This is a genomic window from Candidatus Roseilinea sp. NK_OTU-006 (assembly GCF_012931985.1).
GTDB lineage: Bacteria > Chloroflexota > Anaerolineae > J036 > Brachytrichaceae > JAAFGM01.
Map to the genome: position 1 here is coordinate 157,710 of NZ_JAAFGM010000003.1, position 17,748 is coordinate 175,457.

Below are 17,748 nucleotides of genomic sequence, written 5' to 3' on the forward strand. Positions count from 1 at the left end.
TCCAATCCAATCCTACCGGTGCCGGTATACGCTCCAGCCGAGATACTTGCCCAGCGCTTCGGCGACAGCGTCGGCGCAGCGGCTCATGTTCATGGCCACATGGTGCTCAAAGCCGTTTTCGCAGATATAGCGCAGCAGCGCTTGCAAGTTCTCCACCTGCACGACGCCATAGCCGCCGAAGGTGTTGAGTGGATCGTCGGTCGCCACGCCTTCGCCTACGTAGGCTTCGATGCGCCCCTTGGCGTCGTTGGTGCTCACACGGCAGAAAGTAAAGGGCTCGGCTTTCACCCGGCCATACATCGTGCCGTAGGTGTTCTCGGCACCCACCGTGCCGGCGATGATCTCCTGGTAATCCATCACCGGGATGTCGGTGAACACCTGCGCGGGTAAGTTGGAGCAGTGGAAGACCACCGCCTTGTTGGGATCCTCGCCGTAGTTGTTGTTCCAGTCCACCAGCGCGCTGGGTTTGCCGCTGGCCAGCGCCATGGCATACATGCCGACCACGCCGGCCACGTCGGTCTCGCATGCGCTGCTTTGTAGCCGGTCGCTCATCATGCTCATGATTGTGCATGGCACCACGCCGAAGTATTCCTCCATCGCGGTCCAGCATTGGATGGCCGTCATGTCGAGCTGCGTGTCGTCCATCCAGCGCTCAATGACCACGCCGAGCTTGGCCATCTTGGTCAGCGCCTCCGCCGGCACGTTCGGGCCGACCTTGGCGTAGGCGCGGATGCGGTCGAGATACGCCTTCACCGCCGGATCGTCGTCGCGCAGCTTGGCAATGCGCCCGAAGGCTTCGCTCAGGTCCAGCGTCTCGACGCTGATGCCGCTCCGCTCGAACAACTTCTCGCTGTAGCGCACGGTGTTGAATGCTTGCGGGCGCGCGCCGAGCGCGCCCACGCGGGCGTGCTTCAAGCCCCTCACCACCCGACACGTGCCGACGAAGTTGCGCAGGTCGGCCTTGAAGTGCTCGCTGGTTGGGTCGCACGTGTGCAGCGTTGTGAGCGAGAACGGGATGCCGTACTGCGCCAGGTTGTTGCACACGCTCATTTTGCCGCAGAAGCTATCGCGCCGGTCGGCGATGGTCATTTTGGCGGCGTCGTCGTTGAACGCGTGCACCAGCACCGGCACGCCCAGGTCGGCCCAGCGGATCGTGTTGGCGACGGCGCGCTCGTCGCCGAAGTTGGGCAGGGTGACCAGGATGCCGTCAATGTCGTCGCGGTGTTGCCGGAACAGGTCGGCGTAGAGCCGCGCTTCGTTCATGCTCTCCACTGAGCCGTAAGCCGTCGCATCCTCCGGCGCGATCACCGCCTCGATGCCCAGCTCGCTCAGCGTGTTGAGCACGGCCTTGCGGCCTTCGACGCATAGATGTTTGGGGAAAAACCCGCGGTTGCCGACGATGACACCGAGGGTGGGCCGTTTGTTCGTGATGGTTGCCATAGCACAATACTTTTAGTTGACCTATGGCAACTTGGCAAGTGCAGGTGATCGCTTTGTACGCGTTTCATTGCGTCTCCGCCTCCAGTTGCTCAATGGCATCGAGGATCACCATGAATTTCTCACCGAACGGCGTGAGGCGATACTCGACGCGCGGTGGCACCTCCGGATACGCCGACCGTTCGAGGATGCCGTAGCTGACCAGTTTCTTCAGCCGCTCGTTCATCACCTTGGTCGTCAGACCGGGGATGTTGCGCTCCAACGCACCTGGCCGGCATACGCCTCGGCGCACGTGCTGCAAGATCGCCAGCGACCATTTGCAGCCGACGACATCCTCCACCATCCGGCTGACCGGCGTGTGCTGGGTGGGGTTCGCGGTCGTGGTCGTGTTCATCTGGCCAATCCTTACCGTTTTGTGCCTAGGTTACCGATTTGTGCCTGCTTGAATCGTCGGCACATCTCGTTAAGCTATTGCACGGAGATTTTAACAACAGGGGTGAACGCTATGACGCAAACTGCCATTGCCGGTTACACCTATGGCACGCCGGCTGTGCCGCGCGCGCCGATCAGCCTGGAGGAGTTCGAGAAGATCAAAACCGCCGTCCTGTTCTCCGACGAGGACGTGAAATACCTGCGCATGTCGCGCGACGTGCTGGCCGATCAGATCGAGGCCGTGCTGGACGTGTGGTATGGGTTCGTCGCCTCGCATCCGCACCTGGTGTACTACTTCACGGACAAGGCCACTGGCGCGCCGCTAGGTGATTACTTGGCTGCCGTGCGCAAGCGATTCGGCCGGTGGATCCTCGATACCGCTTCTGCCAACTACGATCAAGCCTGGCTGGACTATCAGTTCGAGATCGGCCGGCGGCATCATCGCTCGGCTAAAAACAAGACCGACGGCGCACGCTCGGTAGAGAACGTCAGCTATCGCTACCTGCCGGCGTTCATCTACCCGATCACCTTCACGCTCAAGCCCTTCCTGGCCAAGAAAGGTCACAGCCCTGCCGACGTGGAGGGCATGTATCAAGCCTGGCTGAAATCGGTGATCGTGCAGGTCATCCTGTGGAGCTATCCGTATGTGAAAGCGGGTGACTTCTAGGCGGGGCAAGCCGGCGGCGCAGCGCGTCGGCCGTCGCGGCCATGAATACAGGGATGTTCACGCTGCTCATCACTTGTAGGTCCTCCAGCAGCGTCGTGTCCTCATCCAGGAAGCGAAACACGCGCTGGGGCGGGTTGCGCGCGAACAGGTCGGTGAACACACGCCGGCCGCGTTCGCGCCCCTCGTCCAGCACGTTCAGCAGCGCGCTATCGAACAACTCATAGCGCCTGTGGAGCAGCGGCGTTGCGACGTGGGGACGGCCGGTTGCCTTGAGCGCCTGCGCGATGCGCCGCGCGTGTCGCTGGATGCGCTGGAAGGTATAGCCCGTGCTGGGCTTGGTGCAGCCGCCGGCCGTGCCGATGTTGATCACACGCGCGCCGTGCCGGGCGGGGAAGGGCGCGTCGGTCATCGGGATCACGCCGAACTCTTCGTGCTGCGCCTCGTAGTCGGCGATTCGCAAGCGGTCGTTGATGTACCCGGCCAGTTGCCGGACATATTCGGCGCGGGGGAGTAGCTCACCCGAAAACACGGTGTATTCCACCAGCGCCGTATGCGCATCGAGCGGCAGCACATAGACGAAGCGCGTGTCGCTTGCTTGATCCACGCGAAAGTCCATCAGCGTCGCAATCTGCGGATCGAACGCGCGCGCCGGCGTGTAGATCACCCAGCCCAGGAAGTGCTGGAGCAGGTAATGGTATGTTGTTCGCCGAACCGGTGGATCGAACAAGATGCTGTTGAAGGCCCACGCGGCGCGATAGGTGTGTCCGTCGCGCGTGCGCACGATGGCTTCATCACCATCGCTGGTCACGCTCGTCACTTCGGCGTAGGCACGCGCAACGTTTGGCTGCGCGTCCAGCCACTGGTCCATGAAGCGATAGAAGTCTGTCCCGCGGATCATCTTGTAACGATAGGGCGCGATCTCCAGCACGGTGGAGAAGCCTTCGCCGTGGAAGGCCAGGTGCTCCCATCGGCGGAAGACGATCGGCTCAAAGATGCCCTCGCCGACTTCCCAAAAGCACCACGTGCGGTCATTTGCCGTCTTCGGCGCGCGGTCGAGCAGCAAGATGCGCCGGTCGGTCAGGCCGACTTGGTTCAGGTAATAGACTAGGCTCAGCCCCGCGGCGCCTGCCCCGGCGATGATGTAATCGAGGCGACCTTCAATCTCCAATCTCTAATCCCCAGTCGTCAATCATCAATCACGACTGATGATTCGTAATTTACCCTACGTTGGCAGCGCCTCGCGCAGGATGCGCAGCCAGTTGCCGCGCATGATCTGTGCCACGTGTTGCTCGGTGAAGCCGCGTTCGAGCAGTGCGTCGCCGATCTTGTAGTGGTCGCGGATGGTGTTCAGCTCACGCGGGATATCGTTGTAGCCCAGCCCGCCGTCGTAATCGCTGCCGATGCCGACGTGGTCGGCGCTGCCGGTCACCTGGCAGATGTGATCAACCATGCGCACCACGTCATCGAGCGTCACATCTTCCTTCTTGCCGCTCCAATCCTTCTTGAGAAAGCGGTTGTAGAGCACCACGCCGATCACGCCGCCGCGCTCAGCGATCATCTCGATGGCCCTATCTGGCAGGTGGCGTGGCGTCGGCGCGTAGCGGTAGGGGTTGCTATGGCTGGCGATGACGTGGCGGCCCTCGAAGGCGTCCAGCGCTTCGTAGAGCGACGCGTGTGACATGTGGCTGACGTCGAGGATGACGCCGAATTGCGCCATCACATCCAGCAGCTCACGGCCAAGCTTGCTCAGCCGCCCGCCGCTCCACGTGCCACCGGCGTAACGCGTCGTGTCCCAAGCCGGCCCGACGATGCGCAGCCCGCGCTCGTACCAGCGCTCCAGCTCCTTCGGCTCCAAGATCGGGTCGGCGCCTTCCATGAGCAGCACGATGCCGACGCAGTGGGGCGTCGAGAATCGGGAGCCGACCGAAGATGCCTCACGGCTCTCCTCGACACCCCATCGCCGGCAGACGGCCGCCAGCTCCCTCTGCGTCGTCACCAGCGTCACAGAGGGGTACGCCTCGGCCCAGCGCCGGTAAAAATCCAGTTGTGCCATGCCCAAGGTGTGCGCTTCGCGCGCGTCGCGATAGGCCGGCCAGCCTTCGCCCAGCTTGCGCGAATACGGCTCGACGAAGATTGTGCCAAAACATAGCCCGACGCGCCCGCGGATCATGTCCGGCAGGCCGACCGTGCATTGGCCGGATTGTTTCTCGACCGGGCTGTTGCGCTCGATCGCGCGCGTCGTGAGGGCCGAGCGACGGTAGTCGCGCTGTTTGTAGAGCACGTTGTAGGCGATGTCGAGATGCGCATCCACGATAAGCGGGTGGCGAGCAGTTGCACGCGGCATACGGCAATTGTATTGGGCGTCCGGCGCGAAATCGCAACCTGTGCGCGGCTTTTCCAAAATTCGAGGATTTCGCCGGTGACACTTGACGCTAGAACACATGTTCTAGATAATTTGATGTGAAGAACACTCAATTTACAGGATGGCTCCGGGATGTATCGCAAGCTATACCAGACTGCCGATCAGATCGAAGCGGTGTTGCGCGAACGCAAAGCGCCGGTTGCCGTTGTGGGCGGCAAAGTGTTGCCCGGCTTCGTCGAGATGCTGTTGCAGCCTGCGCCGGGGACGAAGGTGAACCAGGTCAGAGCCCTCCAGGCCGATCTGGCCCTGGCCCTGGGTAACGCAAACGTCCGCATTACGCAGAGCGGCGCTCATCTGGCCATCCAGATTCCGCGCGAGACGCGCGCGCCGGTGCGCTTGACGACGCTGATGGCGTCGGTCAGGGATGTTCCGCCGTATACGGCCGTGCTCGGCCTGGCCGAGGACGGCGCAACGTTGATGGCTTGTCTGTCCTCGCCCGAGGTGACTCACATCCTGATTGCTGGCGCCACCGGTTCGGGCAAGACCTCGCTCGCGCGCAGCATCTTGATCAGCCTCTGCCGATTCCATCGTCCCAGCCAATTCGGCCTGGTCATCCTGGATCCCAAGCGCAGCCACGATGCGGCGTTTTCGCGAGCGGTGGAACGCCACATGCTTCTCGGCGTGGCGCACACGCCGGACGAGGCAAACGCGGCCCTGATGCGCGTGGTGGATGTGATGGAGCGGCGGACGAACCTGAGCGACCCACAGCCTCGCATCGCGGTCTATGTGGATGAGATGGCAGACTTGGTGCAGGCGGGCGGCGCGCGCATCACCGATCTGCTTACACGCATCGCCCAGCGCGGGCGCGAAGCCGGGATTCACCTGATCGCTTGCACGCAGAAGCCTTCCGCGCGGGTGATCGGCACATTGTTGAAGGCGAATCTGCCGCTGCGGTTGGTGGGGCGCGTCGTGTCGGCGGACGACGCGCGCGTGGCGGCCGGGATGCCCGCCACCGGCGCGGAGAAGCTGATGGGCAACGGCGATTTCATCGCAGTCGCGTCCGGGCGAGTGATCCGCTTCCAAGCAGCGATGCCAATCTGAGAGGGCGACATGGATAGACTCAACAAAGCGGCCGCTGTAAGCCTGGTGACGTTTTCGGCTGTCCTCGCGGCGTTCGTCGGCTCGCGCATCGACTTGTTCGCCGTCTCGCTCTTGTTCGGCATGTTCATCGCCCTGCTCATGCTTGCTTCGCTTACGCTGCTGGTCGTCATCATCATCTTCCGGCAGCGCGATGACGCCGGCCGCGAGCGCTATGACCGGCCACGGTACGCCTATATGCCGCCTAGCCCGCCGCCGTATTGGGTGATGCCGACGCCGTCCGATGTGTCCTACGACATTCGCACGCCATCGCCGGCCCCGCAGTTTCGCGCGCCCGATGCTGCGCCGGAGTATGTGTTGCCCGCAACACAGCGCCGCTTCTACCTCATCGGCGAGTCGGGCGAGGCGCAGGAGATCGAGGCGTCGCTTGAACCGAGCGCCGTCGGAGACGACCTGCGGGACGATCGAGTGCGCTTCTAGCGCTCAGCCAGGCCGGCGGCTGCTTATTGCGAGTCCTCTTCGACGCACTGCGCCGCTGCAATGCCCGACAGCGTGACCAACGGCACGCCGCCGCCGGGGTGCACGCTGCCGCTGGCGAAGTAGAGCCGGCCGATCGTGCCGTCTCGGTTGCCCGGCCGCATGAATGCCGCTGTGCGCGTGTTTGATGAGAAGCCATAGATCGCGCCCTGATGGCCGCCGTAGGTCGCCTGCAAGTCTAACGGCGTGAGCCGGCGTTCCACCTGCACCAGCCCTTGCGCGTCCGATAGCGGAGCAATGCGCCCCAAGTTGGCCACCAGCAATCCTTTGATGTGCTGCGCGTAGCGCTCGGCCTCGGCTCGCCAGTCATAGGCTTCGCTCAGGTAAGGCGCGTTGATGAGCACGAACCAGTTCTCGCAGCCCGGCGGCGCGTGATCGGGGTCGGTCTTGCTGGTGATGCACACGTAGAGCGTCGGATCGCGCGGCGCGATGCGCCGGACGAAGATGTCGTCGAACTCGCGCCGGTAATCTGGGGTGAAGAAGATGTTGTGGTGCGCCAACGCGTCGTGCGCTCCGCGGATGCCGAGCAGGAGCACAAAGCCGCTGCAGGAGGGTTCGGGCGTGTCTTTGCGGCGCGCGCGGTCTGGAATCAACGTCTCACGCGCCCAGGTGTAGTCCACATTGCATACGACTGCGTCGGCGCGGATGGTCTCTCCGCTCATCAGCCGCACGCCACAGGCCCTGCCGGATGCGATGCAGATCTCCTGCGCCGGGCTGTTGTAGCGCAGCTCCACGCCCAGCTCGCTGGCCAACCGTTCCCAGGCTCGCGCAAGCCGGAAGATGCCGCCGCGCGGATACCATGCGCCCTGCGCCATCTCCACGTAGGCGATCACGTTGAGCGTGGCCGGCGCGCGATAGGGCGATGAGCCGTTGTAGGTGGCGAAGCGGTCGAAGAGCTGCACCAGGTGCGGATCGCGGAAGTGCGCACGGATGGCCTGGTGCATCGTGCGCAGCGCATCAATCCTCAGCACATCGCCCACCGGCAGCGATGCTAAGTCGCGCAGCGTGGGCTTTTGCCGATAGAGGAAGGGACCGCTCACCACCTCGTAAAGACGCCGGGTGTAACGCATGAAGCGGCGGTAGCCATCCACATCGCGCGGGCCGAAGGCGCGCCGGATGTTCTCGCACATGGCTTCCTCGTCAGCCACGGCGTCAATTGTTGCGCCATCGCGCCAAAAGTAGCGCGTGATCGGCTGTAGCGGGACGAGATCGAGGTAGTCGCGCAAGTCGCGCCCGGCATCGGCAAACAGTCCCTCATAGACGTGTCGCATGGTGATGACCGACGGGCCGGTGTCCCAGCGGAATCCCTCTGCGCGCACCTCGCCCATCTTGCCGCCGGGGCGATCGAGCTTTTCGAGGAGCGTGACCCGGTAGCCGTGTGCGGCCAGCCGGATGGCGGCGCTTAACCCGCCGATGCCGGCGCCGATGACGATAACGTCCGTCTTCATGTGCGGTGTCCGTCGGCGAGCTTGACTTCGTCCAGCCGCAGGCTCAGCACGGTGCTGGCGCCATCGGCGCCCATGCTGATGCCGTAGATCGTCGTCGCAGCTTCCACCGTGCGCCGGTTATGGGTGATGATGATGAACTGCGTGCCGTTGCTCAGGCTCTCCAGCATCGCACGGAAGCGCCCGACGTTCGACTCGTCCAGCGCGGCGTCCACCTCGTCTAGCACGCAGAATGGCGTCGGCTTCACCTGTAGGATGGCGAACAGGAGCGCCGTCGCGGTGAGCGAGCGCTCACCGCCAGAGAGCAACGCTAACGATTGCGGGCGCTTGCCGGGCGGTTGGGCGTGGATTTCCACGCCGCATTCGTCAATGTTGTCTGGGTTGACGAGCGCGAGCCGCGCTTGGCCGCCGCCGAACAACGTCTTAAATGTGTTCTGGAAGGCGTTGGCGATCGCCTCGAACGTCTGGCGAAAGGTGTCTTTCATCACGTCGTTCAGCTCGGCGATCACCTGCCGCAGCGACGCCGAGGCTTTCTCCAGGTCGTCGCATTGCGTGGTGATGAAGCGGTGCCGCTCGCTCAATGCCTCGAGCTCGGCCTGCGCCTCGTAGTTGATTGCGCCCAGGCGTTTGATCTGACCGCGCAATTGGGCGATGCGTTCCTCGATGCCGGTGGGCAATGCTTCGACGAAAGGCAACGTCTCCAGGATGTGCGCCGGGTTTGCGGCTATCCCGTCGGCGCTTGCGGCGTCCTCTGCTTGTTCCGGTTTCGGGGCTTCGTGCTCAACTTCGACTAGGGCGCGTTGGCGCAAATTCTCCAACTCATCGTTGTGTCGCGCCAGTTCCAGCGTGATCGCGTTCAGGTGGGATTCGCGCTCGCGCAGCGTGCGTTCGGCAGCTCGCCGGTGCTCATCCAACTCGGCGAGTTGCGCCTCGACTGCGGCGATCTCGCTTTGTAACGGCGCGATCTCGGCGTCGGCCTCGCGCCAAGCGGCTTCTGTCTGAGCGACCGTGTCGGCCATGTGTTGAAGCGTAGCCTCAGCCGCTTGCAGTTGCGCGGTCAGTTCGGCCAGGCGGCGTGCGCGTGTTTCGCGCTGCGCCAGCGCCTCGGCGTGCGCCGTAGCGCGTTCACGGCTGAGCGATTCGGCGTTTTGCAGCGCGCCTTGCGCGGCCGCGAGCATCGCTTGTGCGGCCGTGAGCGACTCCAGCCAGCCGCTTTGGAGCTGCTCGTTCAGGCGGGCGTCCAGTTCGCGCAGCGCCTGCTGCGCTTGGGCGAGGGTTGCTTCGCGCTGGGCGAGCGCGTCGCGGGCCTCCGTCAGTTGCCGGTCGAGCGACTCGACCTCTTCGGTCAGGCGTTGCATGTCGCCGGCCAGCGCAGCCAGAGATTCCTCCAACAAGCTGATCTTGCGCTGCATCGCCTCGATGCGGTTGCGCCGGTTGGCGCTTTCGCGGTTGAAGAGGTCGCGCGCTTGGCTGGTTTGTGCCAAGAGGCGACGCGCCGCTTCAAATTCGTGCTGCGCCTGGTCGCGATGTTGTCGGGCGCGCTCGAGGTTGGCCAGCGCGGTTTCGTAGTCCGGCGCGGTCAGCGCCTCGCCTTCCATGCTGGGGACGATGGGCGAGCGCGCGCCGGCCGATAGCGACAACGTGCCGATGGCGTGGGCTACTTCGCCGTCGCGCGTCACGCATAGGCAGCCGGCGGGCAACTGCGCGGCCAGCGTGCGCGCGGCGTCCAGGTCACGCGCGATGAACATTCGGCCGGCGATGATGCGCAGGGCCGGTTTTATCCACGCCGGGGCGCCGATCGCGTCGAGCAGTGGGCGGGCGTGGCATGCGCGGGCGCGCTCGCTCAAGATTCGATCCTCTGCATCCGGTTCGTCGTCAAAGGCGCGCAGCGCGTGGGTCAGGATCACGGCGAGCCGGCCGGATGCTTGCTCGACGAGCCAGGCGCGCAGGCGCGTCAAGCCGGCTTCGCCCTCCTCCGGCCGGTCGGACGCGATGACGACAGCGCCGAGCAACTCGCCCAGCGCCGCCTCGACAGCCTTTTGGTCATCCGGCGCGATCTGGATGAACGACGAGAGCGCGCCGCGCGCGCCGGGCAGATCGGCCTGCGCTGCCATGGCGGCCAGCTCATCGGCGCTGCGGGCAGCCCGGGCGCGCATGTCGGCGAAGAGCGTCATGCGCGAGGTCAACCGCTCTTCTGCCTCTGCCGCGGCCAGAACCGACTGCGCTTGTTCCAACGATGCCCGCGCCGACTCAAGCGTTTGCACCGCCGACTCGTACTGCGCCTCGAACAGGTTCATCTGCGATGCCTCGCGTTCCATGGCCGAATGCATCTCGTCCAGCGCGGCTAACTCCGCTTCGCGCTGTGCGCTCAGGTCGGCCGCGCGCCTGGACAGCGTGTCGAGTTGTTGTCGCAGTGCATCTTGTCGGGCGCGCAGGCCGGCGATGTGGTCGCGCGCTGCCTGCACGGCGTCGCCGGCTTCGCTCAGGCGCTGCTCCGCCTCGGCGCGTCCTCTTTCCAGCACGGCGCGCTCGTGCTGCTGCTCAGACGCAGCCATCTCAGCGAGTTCAAGCTCACGTTGACGCTCCCGGCAGGCGGCCTGCGCCGCCGCCAGGGCGGCCTGCGCCTCGTCAACGCGCGCGGTGAGCGCATCCACTGCAGCAGCCGACTCGTCCAGTTCGCGCTGGGCTTCGGCGGCCTGCCCTCCCAGCGCGGCGACGCGCTCGCGCATCACGGCCAGTTCGCGCGATGCAACCTCGGCGGCCTGGCGCGTCGCGTCGCGCCGGGCATGCATCTCGGCCAAGCGCATCTGGAGCGTCCGGCGCGCCTCGCGCAATGCGACGCTGCGTTCATCCAGTGTGCGGATCGCATCCAGCGCCTCGGCGACAGCGCGTTGCGCGTCGCGTTGGGCGGCGGCAGCCATTTCGATGGCCGATCGGATGCGCCGATAGTGGTAGCCCAGCCACATGCGGGCAAGCTGATTCAATTCGTCGGCCAGCGCGCGATGCTGGCGCGCGCGCTCGGCCTGCCGTTCGAGCTGCTTCAGGCGCGGCGTGATCTCGTTGAGGATATCGCGGGCGCGCGCCAGGTTGTGGTTGGTCTCTTCCAGCTTACGCAGGGCGTCCTCGCGCCGGTCGCGATAGCCGGCGATGCCGGCGGCTTCTTCGAACAGCGCCCGGCGCTCTTCCGGCTTTTGCGCCAGCGCCTCGTCTACCAGGCCCTGGCCGATCACCGTGTAGGTGCGTTCAGCTAAACCGCTGTGGGCCAGCAGATCGGTCACGTCGCGCAAGCGCACGCGGTTGCCGTTGAGCACGTATTCGTTGGTGCCATCGCGGTAGGCCCGCCGGCCGATCTCCAGCTCGCTGAACTCGATCGGGAAGAAGCCATCGCTATTGTCGAAGGTGAGGATGACCTCCGCCATGCTAGCGCGGGGGCGCCGAGCGCTGCCGGCGAAGATCATGTCGTCGGTCTTCTTGCCACGCAACAAGGAGAACTGTTGTTCGCCCAGCGCCCAGCGGATGGCGTCGGCGATGTTGCTCTTGCCGCTTCCGTTGGGCCCGATGATGCAGGTGATGCCTTCGCCGAACTCGAAGCGCGTCTTGCTGGCAAAGGTTTTATAGCCGTTGAGCGTGAGAGTCTTCAGGCGCATTGCGGGGCGATTCTAATCACACCCGCGTGTCAGCCGGGCCGGCGTTGCGTCGCTTCCATTTTGCCCTTGTGCTCCCGAATCACCTGCAGCCACATCTCGGCATGTGCTTCCAAACCGGCGTCGGAGAAGTGACAGCCGTCGTAGCGATATTCTGGTCCAAGCTGATCGGTGTCCGGCCCGGGGAAGATGCCCAGCTTGGGATCGGCCAGCCCAATCTGGGCGGTGCGGATCGTCTCGTGGGGGAGATACTGGCCGCAGCGCGTAGCGATTGCCACGAACGCCGGCGCATCCACGCCCAGCGCGCGGATGGCCTTCAGCATGGCCCGAAAGCGTTGTTGGTAGTCCTCTGCCGGCGTGTCCAACGCAGCGTCGCTCTCGCCCTGATGCCACAGCAGGTGGGTGAAGACCAGCCGGGCCTGCTGAGCTTCGCGAACGTTGCGCAGCAAGTCTTTGTGCAAGATGCCCCCCGGCGCCCACTGCGCGATCTCTGTCGCGCCGATCGAGGCCGGCACGAACACCACGCGATCGTAGAGCCTGGCGGCGATGATTCGATCGCCGAGTCGAGTCCACACGCTGCCGCCGTTGCCGTCTGCGCCGGGCAAGGGGTCGCGGGCGCGGCTGTAGCGCCCGCGGAAGAAGCTGAGCACACGCGGCCCGGCGGTGCGCCGGCTCTCGCCCCAGTTGCCGGCGTTCGATTGGCCGAAAACCAGCGCGACCATGACGCGGGGGCGCGCCGATCGCGTCGGTGCAGGTGATTGGGCGTGCGCCGGCAGCAGCGCGATCGCCGTGGCGATGAGCACGACCCGCATCGCCATCCGACGGGGGAGCATAGGCCGAAGGCTCATCGGGCGATGATGCTGGCGATGAGGATGAGGAGCGCCAGCCCGGCTAGCGCCGCTGCGGCGATGACTAACACGCCGGATAGCCACGTCGCCCGTCCGTGGCGGCGGTGCATCGCTGCGCCGCGCTGTAGCTCGGCCGCGTTCGCCGAAGGCGCGCCGACCACGCTGATAAGCCACCACGCGCGCGCGCAGTAGGCATACTGGCCGATGTCGCTGGCCCGGATCACGTGCTGTTGACGGAAGTCAGACACAAGGAACCTCAGAGATTCAGAGATAGCGAAATGCGAGTACGGGCGATGCTCAGTATAATGGGTGCGCTGTGCCGGTCTGGCTTTCGGCTCTTTTCATCGCGATTCCCACCTACGGGTATGCGCGCCTGGTGCACGGCATAGATCGCTTCGAACAGGAACCTGCCAAGTACCTCATCGCTGCGTTCTTGTGGGGCGCGCTCCCGGCGGCGTTCATCTCGCTTGTCCTGCAATTGATCTTCTCGTTGCCGGTGTCGTACTTGTGGGGTGAGCCGGCATCCATGGCGGCCACTTCGATCGTCTTCGCGCCGTTGACGGAGGAGCTGGCCAAAGGATTGGCGGTCGCTGCGCTTTACCTCTGGCGTCGGCGCGAGTTCGACGGCTGGGTAGATGGCATCGTGTACGGCTCGACGGTAGGCTTCGGCTTCGCCTACGTCGAGAACGTCCTCTACCTGGCAAACACCGGTGGGTTGGCGGACTGGATTGAGTTGTTCGTCTTGCGTGTGATCGTGTTTGGCTTTATGCACGGCTTCTACACCTCGCTCATCGGCTTGGGCTTTGGCGTTGCGCGCCATGCCCCGTCGCGGTTGCGCGCACTCTGGAGCATCGCGCTGGGCTGGGCGGCAGCGATTGCCGTGCACGCGATCCACAACACGTCCGTCACACTGGTTGAGGCGAGCAGCGGTTCGACGCTGCTGGTCACCGCCCTGAACTATGGGTTGCTGATCGTGCTGATGTTGGGCTTGCGCTGGCTGAGTGCGCGTCGCGACCGTCAGATGTTCAAGGCCTACCTCGCCGATGAGTCGCCGGATGTCATCACCCCGGAAACCTACGCCGCCCTCTCGGGCGTACGGGGGAATGCAAAATCGCGCAGCGCGCCGCGGCTCGGCAAATCGTTTTACCACCTGGCGGGCGAGCTGGCGCAGCGCAAACGACAGCTTATCGAATATGGCGAAGATGTGGCGGAAGAGATAGATCGCTTGCGCGCCCAGCTTCGCGAGCTGAGCTATCCGCATGTGCGTATGGCATCCGCATCGCAGTCGTCGGACGCTGCCGATCGCGATAAGAGCGGATAAGGTGGGCGTCTCGCTGCCATCGGCCGGTTCGGCGGTCGCGTCGGCCTGAGCGCAGGCGCCGAAGCGGTCGGCAGCGTATGCGATCAGCTTGCTTAAGCCGTTGGCTTCTACCGCCCGACCAGCGCCTGGATCACGCGCCCCACGGTTGGCTTGCCGCGGATGGGCGCGCCGCCGAGCACCGCGTTCATCAGTTTTTTGCGCAGGTCGTTCCGCCGGTTCGCCATAGCCACCAGCGCGTTGAGTGCGATCGGATGCAGGCACCACCGGCGCACCCAGGCGCAGAACTCGAACAACGCCTGGAAGCGCTCGCGCAGGGCGCGGTCGTATGCGGCGTGTTGCTGAGGCGTGAAACGGCCGCACTCGAGCATGCTATAGGCGTGGTCGGCAGCGATGCGGCCCGACTCCAGCGCGTAGTCAATGCCTTCGCCGGTGAGTGGGTTGACGAGCCCGGCAGCTTCACCCACCAGCAGCGCGCGCTCGCCGAAGGTCGGCGACGTGAGGAAGTCTTCGCGGAGCGGATAACCGCGCACCGGGCCGGCCTGCGTTGCGCCCTCCAGCAATCGCTGCATGGCCGGTGACCGGCGGAAGGACTCGAAGCAGCCCAACGCCGATGCCTTCCGATCGTGTTTGAAGTATCCGACGCCGACATTGGCCACATCCGAAGCGATAGGGAATACCCAGCCGTAGCCCGGCAGAGGTGCGCCGTCGAAGCGCAGCGTCCAGGCGTCGGTCAACCCGCGGATATTTTCGAAGTAAGCGCGTGCGGCGACCATGACCCTGGGTGGAGCGCGCAAGATGCCGGTGCGCAGCAGCAAGCCGGTGTTCGCACCCGTAGCGATCACCGCCAGGCGTGCCCCAAAGCAGACGCGCCGTCCGTCGCGTTCGCCCTGGAGCTTGACGTGTGGCGTGCCGTTCGACTCCTCGATGTGCAGGGCGCTCACGTGCACGCGCGGCTCGAAGCGCGCATGGCTGCAAATGGCTCGCTGGAGAAGTAGATGATCGAGCGTGAGACGCGGTACGACCAGCGCAAAGTCGGGCAGGCCATTGGGCATGGTGAGCGCGTCGGCGGTCGAGCAGTGGTTCGGCGCGAACACTTCGAAGCGCCGGATGATGTGACCGACGCGCCGGAGTTCCTCGACCACCCCCATGTCTTGCAGCACACTCACCGCCCGCGGCGTGAGCCCGTCGCCGCAGGTCTTGTCGCGTGGGAAGTCGGCCTTGTCCAGCAGCAACACGTCCACGCCGCGCTGCGCCAGATAGTGCGCCGTTGCCGAGCCGCCTGGGCCGGCGCCAATGATCGCTACGTCGTGCATACCGCAATTGAACCACGGGAGCGGGGCCGCTGCTTTAGAATGATGATGTGACGATCATCCTCGATGGGGCGATGGGCACGGAGCTGACCCGGCGCGGCGTGGATACGTCGCTGCCGCTGTGGTCGGCGATTGCGCTTGATGCTGCGCCGGATGTCGTGGTGCAAATTCACCGCGATTACCTCGATGCCGGCGCGCGCGTCATCACCACGAACACCTTCCGCACCAACGTGCGCGCACTGGCCAAAGCCGGCATCGCCCATCGCGCGCGCGAATTGACCTTCCGGGCAGTCGCGCTGGCGCGGCGCGCGGTGATGGAATGGCGACAGGGGCAGGGTTGCGCTCCCGCTGGCTCCTCGGCTGCCGATCTGCCCATCCTAGTCGCCGCCAGCATCGCTCCCGTCGAGGATTGCTATTCGCCCGAACTCGTACCCAGCGACGCCGAGTTGGCCGAGGAGCACGCCAGCCTGGCGCACAACCTGGCCGCTGCCGGCGTGGATTTGATCCTGGTCGAGACGCAGAACACGATTCGTGAAGCCGTCGCCGCTGCGCGCGCCGCACATACCACCGGCAAACCGTTGTGGGTGAGCTTCACACTGGACGATGAAAATCGCCTGTTGAGCGGGGAGTTGCTGCCCGATGCTGTTCGCGCCGTGCTGCCGTTCAAGCCGCGGGCTATCCTGGTCAACTGCATTCCGGTCAAACAGGTTGCTCCGGCGTTGAAGCTGCTGCGAAGCGTTGCGCCGTCTCACGTCGCCCTGGGCGCATACGCCAACGTTGGCCACGTGGATGAGGGCGTGGGTTGGACGTTGACGAACGCGGTTTCGCCGGACGCCTACGCCGAAGCCGCGCGCGAATGGCGCGACCTGGGCGCGACGATCATCGGCGGCTGTTGCGGCACGACGCCGGAGCACATCCGAGCCGTCAGCGCTCAACTGGGTGAACGTTGAAGAGGCCGGGGGCGCGCCGAAGGTCTGGTGCTTGGGTCTCCATTCGCGGCGGCAAGCTCAGACCACAGGCGTCGTTGGGTAGTCGGCGCGTTTGCGGGCTGCGTCCTGGATGACCTTCATGACGGCCAGCGCGACGTGCTCCTGCCATGGTCGCGCGGCTACCTGCACGCCCACCGGCAGGCCGGCGCTGCCGATGTCCACGCGGCGCGCGGCTATGTCCACCACGTCTGGCGAAAGCGGCCGCACGATCGCTTCATCGGGTCGCACACGGGTCACCGGGACAACGCCTGCCGGATAGCCCAGCAAGTTATAGACGATGGAATATGCGCCGCCGGTGATCAGCTCCCGGCTGGCGCCGTGCGGCCAAGCGGGCGAGAAGCAAGCCGGACTCAGCACCCCGTCCAGCGGACCGCCGTCGGCGTGGTCCATGGCTGTTGCGAAGGTGCGACGATAGGCTTCCGCTGCATCGGTCAAGCGTGGGATGTCCTCGGCGGTGAAGCCGATGCTGTCGAGCTGTCGAGCGAAATTCATCTGGCGCAGGGTAGCCAGCACATGCCGGAAGCGCTTGACTGTCCGTGGCGAGCGCCGCGCCAGCCAATACAGCAAGGCGAGTTGGGGTTCAGGCTTGTCGTGCGCCAAAGCCGCGCGAAAGACTGATGCGCCGTTGGCGGTGAGCAGGCGTATGTAGAGGGCTTCGGCCTGGCGGAGATCGGGCGGCTCCCATTCGATCACCTGCGCGCCTGCGGCGCGCAGCATGTCTGCGGCCTCGCGCACTGCGCGCGCAACAGCGGGCGATGGTCGCATGAGCCCGTCATAGGTGAAGAACCCCAGCCGCAGCTTCGATACATCCACGGCGTCCGGGTCGCCCAGCGGCGGGGGCGATGGCAAGCGCGGGTGGGGCACCGTGCCCATGAGCCGTAGGGCCAACGTGAGATCGGCCACATCGCGCGCCATCGGCCCGACGACGCAAGTGATCGGCCCGAACTCAAACGCCAGCTCAGCGAACCGGCTATAGTCGTGCGTGCGCAGGGATGTGGGTTTGAGGCTTGCGATGCCGCAGAAGTGAGCCGGCAGTCGCAAGCTGCCGCCGATATCGGTGCCCAGGCCGAGGGGCGAGCCGCCGGCGGCGATGAGCGCGCCTTCGCCGCCGCTGCTGCCGCCGGGTGTGCGCGCCACGTCCCAGGGATTGTTCGTCCGACCGTAGAGCGCGTTGCTACTCTCGTTATAGATCAACGCCTGCGGCACATTGGTTTTGCCGATCACAATCGCGCTGCACGAAATAAGGCGTTGGACGTAGCGATCGTTGGTCTTCGCAAGGTCCCCGCGTCGTGAGGGCATCCCGAAGGTGCTCGGCGTGTCTACGAGGTCAAGGCACTCTTTGAGGGTGATCGGCACACCGTGCAAGGGTGGCAGCGGCTCGCCGCGCGCGCGACGGGCGTCGGCCGCTTTCGCCTCGCGCAGCGCCTGGTCGAACCGCTTGACGACGAGGGCGTTGATCTTGGGGTTGACCGCCTCGATGCGGGCGATGTGCGCTCGGACGACTTCGGTTGCGGAGATCTCGCCGCGCGCCATCAAGGCAGCCAGCCGGGTGGCGGAGAGATGGGTGAGGGAGCTTGCCGATTCATGCGCCATGCCGGCAATCATGGACGCAGCCGCGAGCCTGTGCAAGCGCCGAGCGCATCATCCAAGGCCGGCTG

The 17,748-nt window shown here is 65.2% G+C and carries 15 protein-coding genes; 5 read left to right on the forward strand and 10 right to left on the reverse strand.

The features are described 5' to 3' along the window. Positions 1 to 12: 12 nt before the first annotated feature. Both GXH28_RS03340 and GXH28_RS03345 read right to left on the reverse strand, forming a co-directional pair. Positions 13 to 1,440, reverse strand: a complete 1,428-nt coding sequence (locus GXH28_RS03340) for an L-fucose/L-arabinose isomerase family protein (RefSeq protein WP_169237592.1) — start codon at positions 1,438 to 1,440, stop codon at positions 13 to 15. A 64-nt stretch (positions 1,441 to 1,504) separates the two neighbouring features. Further along, the gene (locus GXH28_RS03345) at positions 1,505 to 1,831 is read right to left on the reverse strand and encodes a winged helix-turn-helix transcriptional regulator (protein WP_240550141.1); all 327 of its coding nucleotides are present in this window, start codon (positions 1,829 to 1,831) and stop codon (positions 1,505 to 1,507) included. 111 nt (positions 1,832 to 1,942) lie between these two features. On the opposite strand from GXH28_RS03345, the gene GXH28_RS03350 reads away from it, so the two are divergent. Further along, positions 1,943 to 2,536, forward strand: a complete 594-nt coding sequence (locus GXH28_RS03350) for a protoglobin domain-containing protein (RefSeq protein WP_169237593.1) — start codon at positions 1,943 to 1,945, stop codon at positions 2,534 to 2,536. On the opposite strand, the gene GXH28_RS03355 is transcribed toward GXH28_RS03350, so the two are convergent. Both GXH28_RS03355 and GXH28_RS03360 read right to left on the reverse strand, forming a co-directional pair. Continuing rightward, positions 2,493 to 3,704 (reverse strand): lycopene cyclase family protein, encoded by a 1,212-nt coding sequence (locus tag GXH28_RS03355; protein ID WP_206156698.1) that lies wholly within the window; start codon positions 3,702 to 3,704, stop codon positions 2,493 to 2,495. The genes GXH28_RS03350 and GXH28_RS03355 overlap by 44 nt on opposite strands. A 54-nt stretch (positions 3,705 to 3,758) precedes the next feature. Then, positions 3,759 to 4,880, reverse strand: a complete 1,122-nt coding sequence (locus GXH28_RS03360; RefSeq protein WP_169237594.1) for a dipeptidase — start codon at positions 4,878 to 4,880, stop codon at positions 3,759 to 3,761. Positions 4,881 to 5,030: 150 nt separating this feature from the next. Between GXH28_RS03360 and GXH28_RS03365 the strand changes: the two genes are divergently transcribed. Next, the gene (locus GXH28_RS03365) at positions 5,031 to 5,999 is read left to right on the forward strand and encodes a DNA translocase FtsK (protein WP_169237595.1); all 969 of its coding nucleotides are present in this window, start codon (positions 5,031 to 5,033) and stop codon (positions 5,997 to 5,999) included. Positions 6,000 to 6,008: 9 nt separating this feature from the next. After that, positions 6,009 to 6,476, forward strand: coding sequence for a hypothetical protein (locus tag GXH28_RS03370; RefSeq protein ID WP_169237596.1), 468 nt, complete (start codon positions 6,009 to 6,011; stop codon positions 6,474 to 6,476). A 23-nt stretch (positions 6,477 to 6,499) separates the two neighbouring features. Here the strand turns inward: GXH28_RS03370 and GXH28_RS03375 are convergent, their stop codons facing one another. From GXH28_RS03375 to GXH28_RS03390, 4 genes are read right to left on the reverse strand one after another with little or no spacing between them, the layout of a single operon-like run. After that, positions 6,500 to 7,981 (reverse strand): phytoene desaturase family protein, encoded by a 1,482-nt coding sequence (locus GXH28_RS03375; RefSeq protein ID WP_169237597.1) that lies wholly within the window; start codon positions 7,979 to 7,981, stop codon positions 6,500 to 6,502. Then, the gene (gene smc / locus GXH28_RS03380; RefSeq protein ID WP_169237598.1) at positions 7,978 to 11,625 is read right to left on the reverse strand and encodes a chromosome segregation protein SMC; all 3,648 of its coding nucleotides are present in this window, start codon (positions 11,623 to 11,625) and stop codon (positions 7,978 to 7,980) included. Before smc ends, GXH28_RS03375 begins: the two co-directional genes overlap by 4 nt. Before the next feature lie 29 nt (positions 11,626 to 11,654). After that, complete coding sequence (locus GXH28_RS03385) at positions 11,655 to 12,455, reverse strand: sialate O-acetylesterase (protein ID WP_169237599.1); 801 nt, start codon at positions 12,453 to 12,455, stop codon at positions 11,655 to 11,657. A gap of 11 nt (positions 12,456 to 12,466) precedes the next feature. After that, positions 12,467 to 12,718, reverse strand: a complete 252-nt coding sequence (locus tag GXH28_RS03390; protein ID WP_169237600.1) for a hypothetical protein — start codon at positions 12,716 to 12,718, stop codon at positions 12,467 to 12,469. Positions 12,719 to 12,786: 68 nt separating this feature from the next. Here GXH28_RS03390 and GXH28_RS03395 point away from each other — a divergent pair, with 68 nt between their 5' ends. Further along, positions 12,787 to 13,791 carry a PrsW family intramembrane metalloprotease gene (locus GXH28_RS03395; RefSeq protein WP_169237601.1) on the forward strand — a complete coding sequence of 335 codons (1,005 nt, stop codon included), beginning with the start codon at positions 12,787 to 12,789 and terminating at the stop codon, positions 13,789 to 13,791. 107 nt (positions 13,792 to 13,898) lie between these two features. On the opposite strand, the gene GXH28_RS03400 is transcribed toward GXH28_RS03395, so the two are convergent. Next, entirely contained in the window at positions 13,899 to 15,104 is a 1,206-nt protein-coding gene (locus GXH28_RS03400; RefSeq protein ID WP_169237602.1) for a geranylgeranyl reductase family protein, read from the reverse strand. Positions 15,105 to 15,151: 47 nt separating this feature from the next. Here GXH28_RS03400 and GXH28_RS03405 point away from each other — a divergent pair, with 47 nt between their 5' ends. Further along, a complete protein-coding gene (locus GXH28_RS03405; RefSeq protein ID WP_320447903.1) occupies positions 15,152 to 16,051 on the forward strand; it encodes a homocysteine S-methyltransferase family protein in 900 nt (299 codons plus the stop codon). A 57-nt stretch (positions 16,052 to 16,108) separates the two neighbouring features. Here GXH28_RS03405 and GXH28_RS03410 read toward each other — a convergent pair whose 3' ends face one another. After that, entirely contained in the window at positions 16,109 to 17,683 is a 1,575-nt protein-coding gene (locus tag GXH28_RS03410) for an amidase (RefSeq protein ID WP_169237603.1), read from the reverse strand. Positions 17,684 to 17,748: the final 65 nt, after the last annotated feature.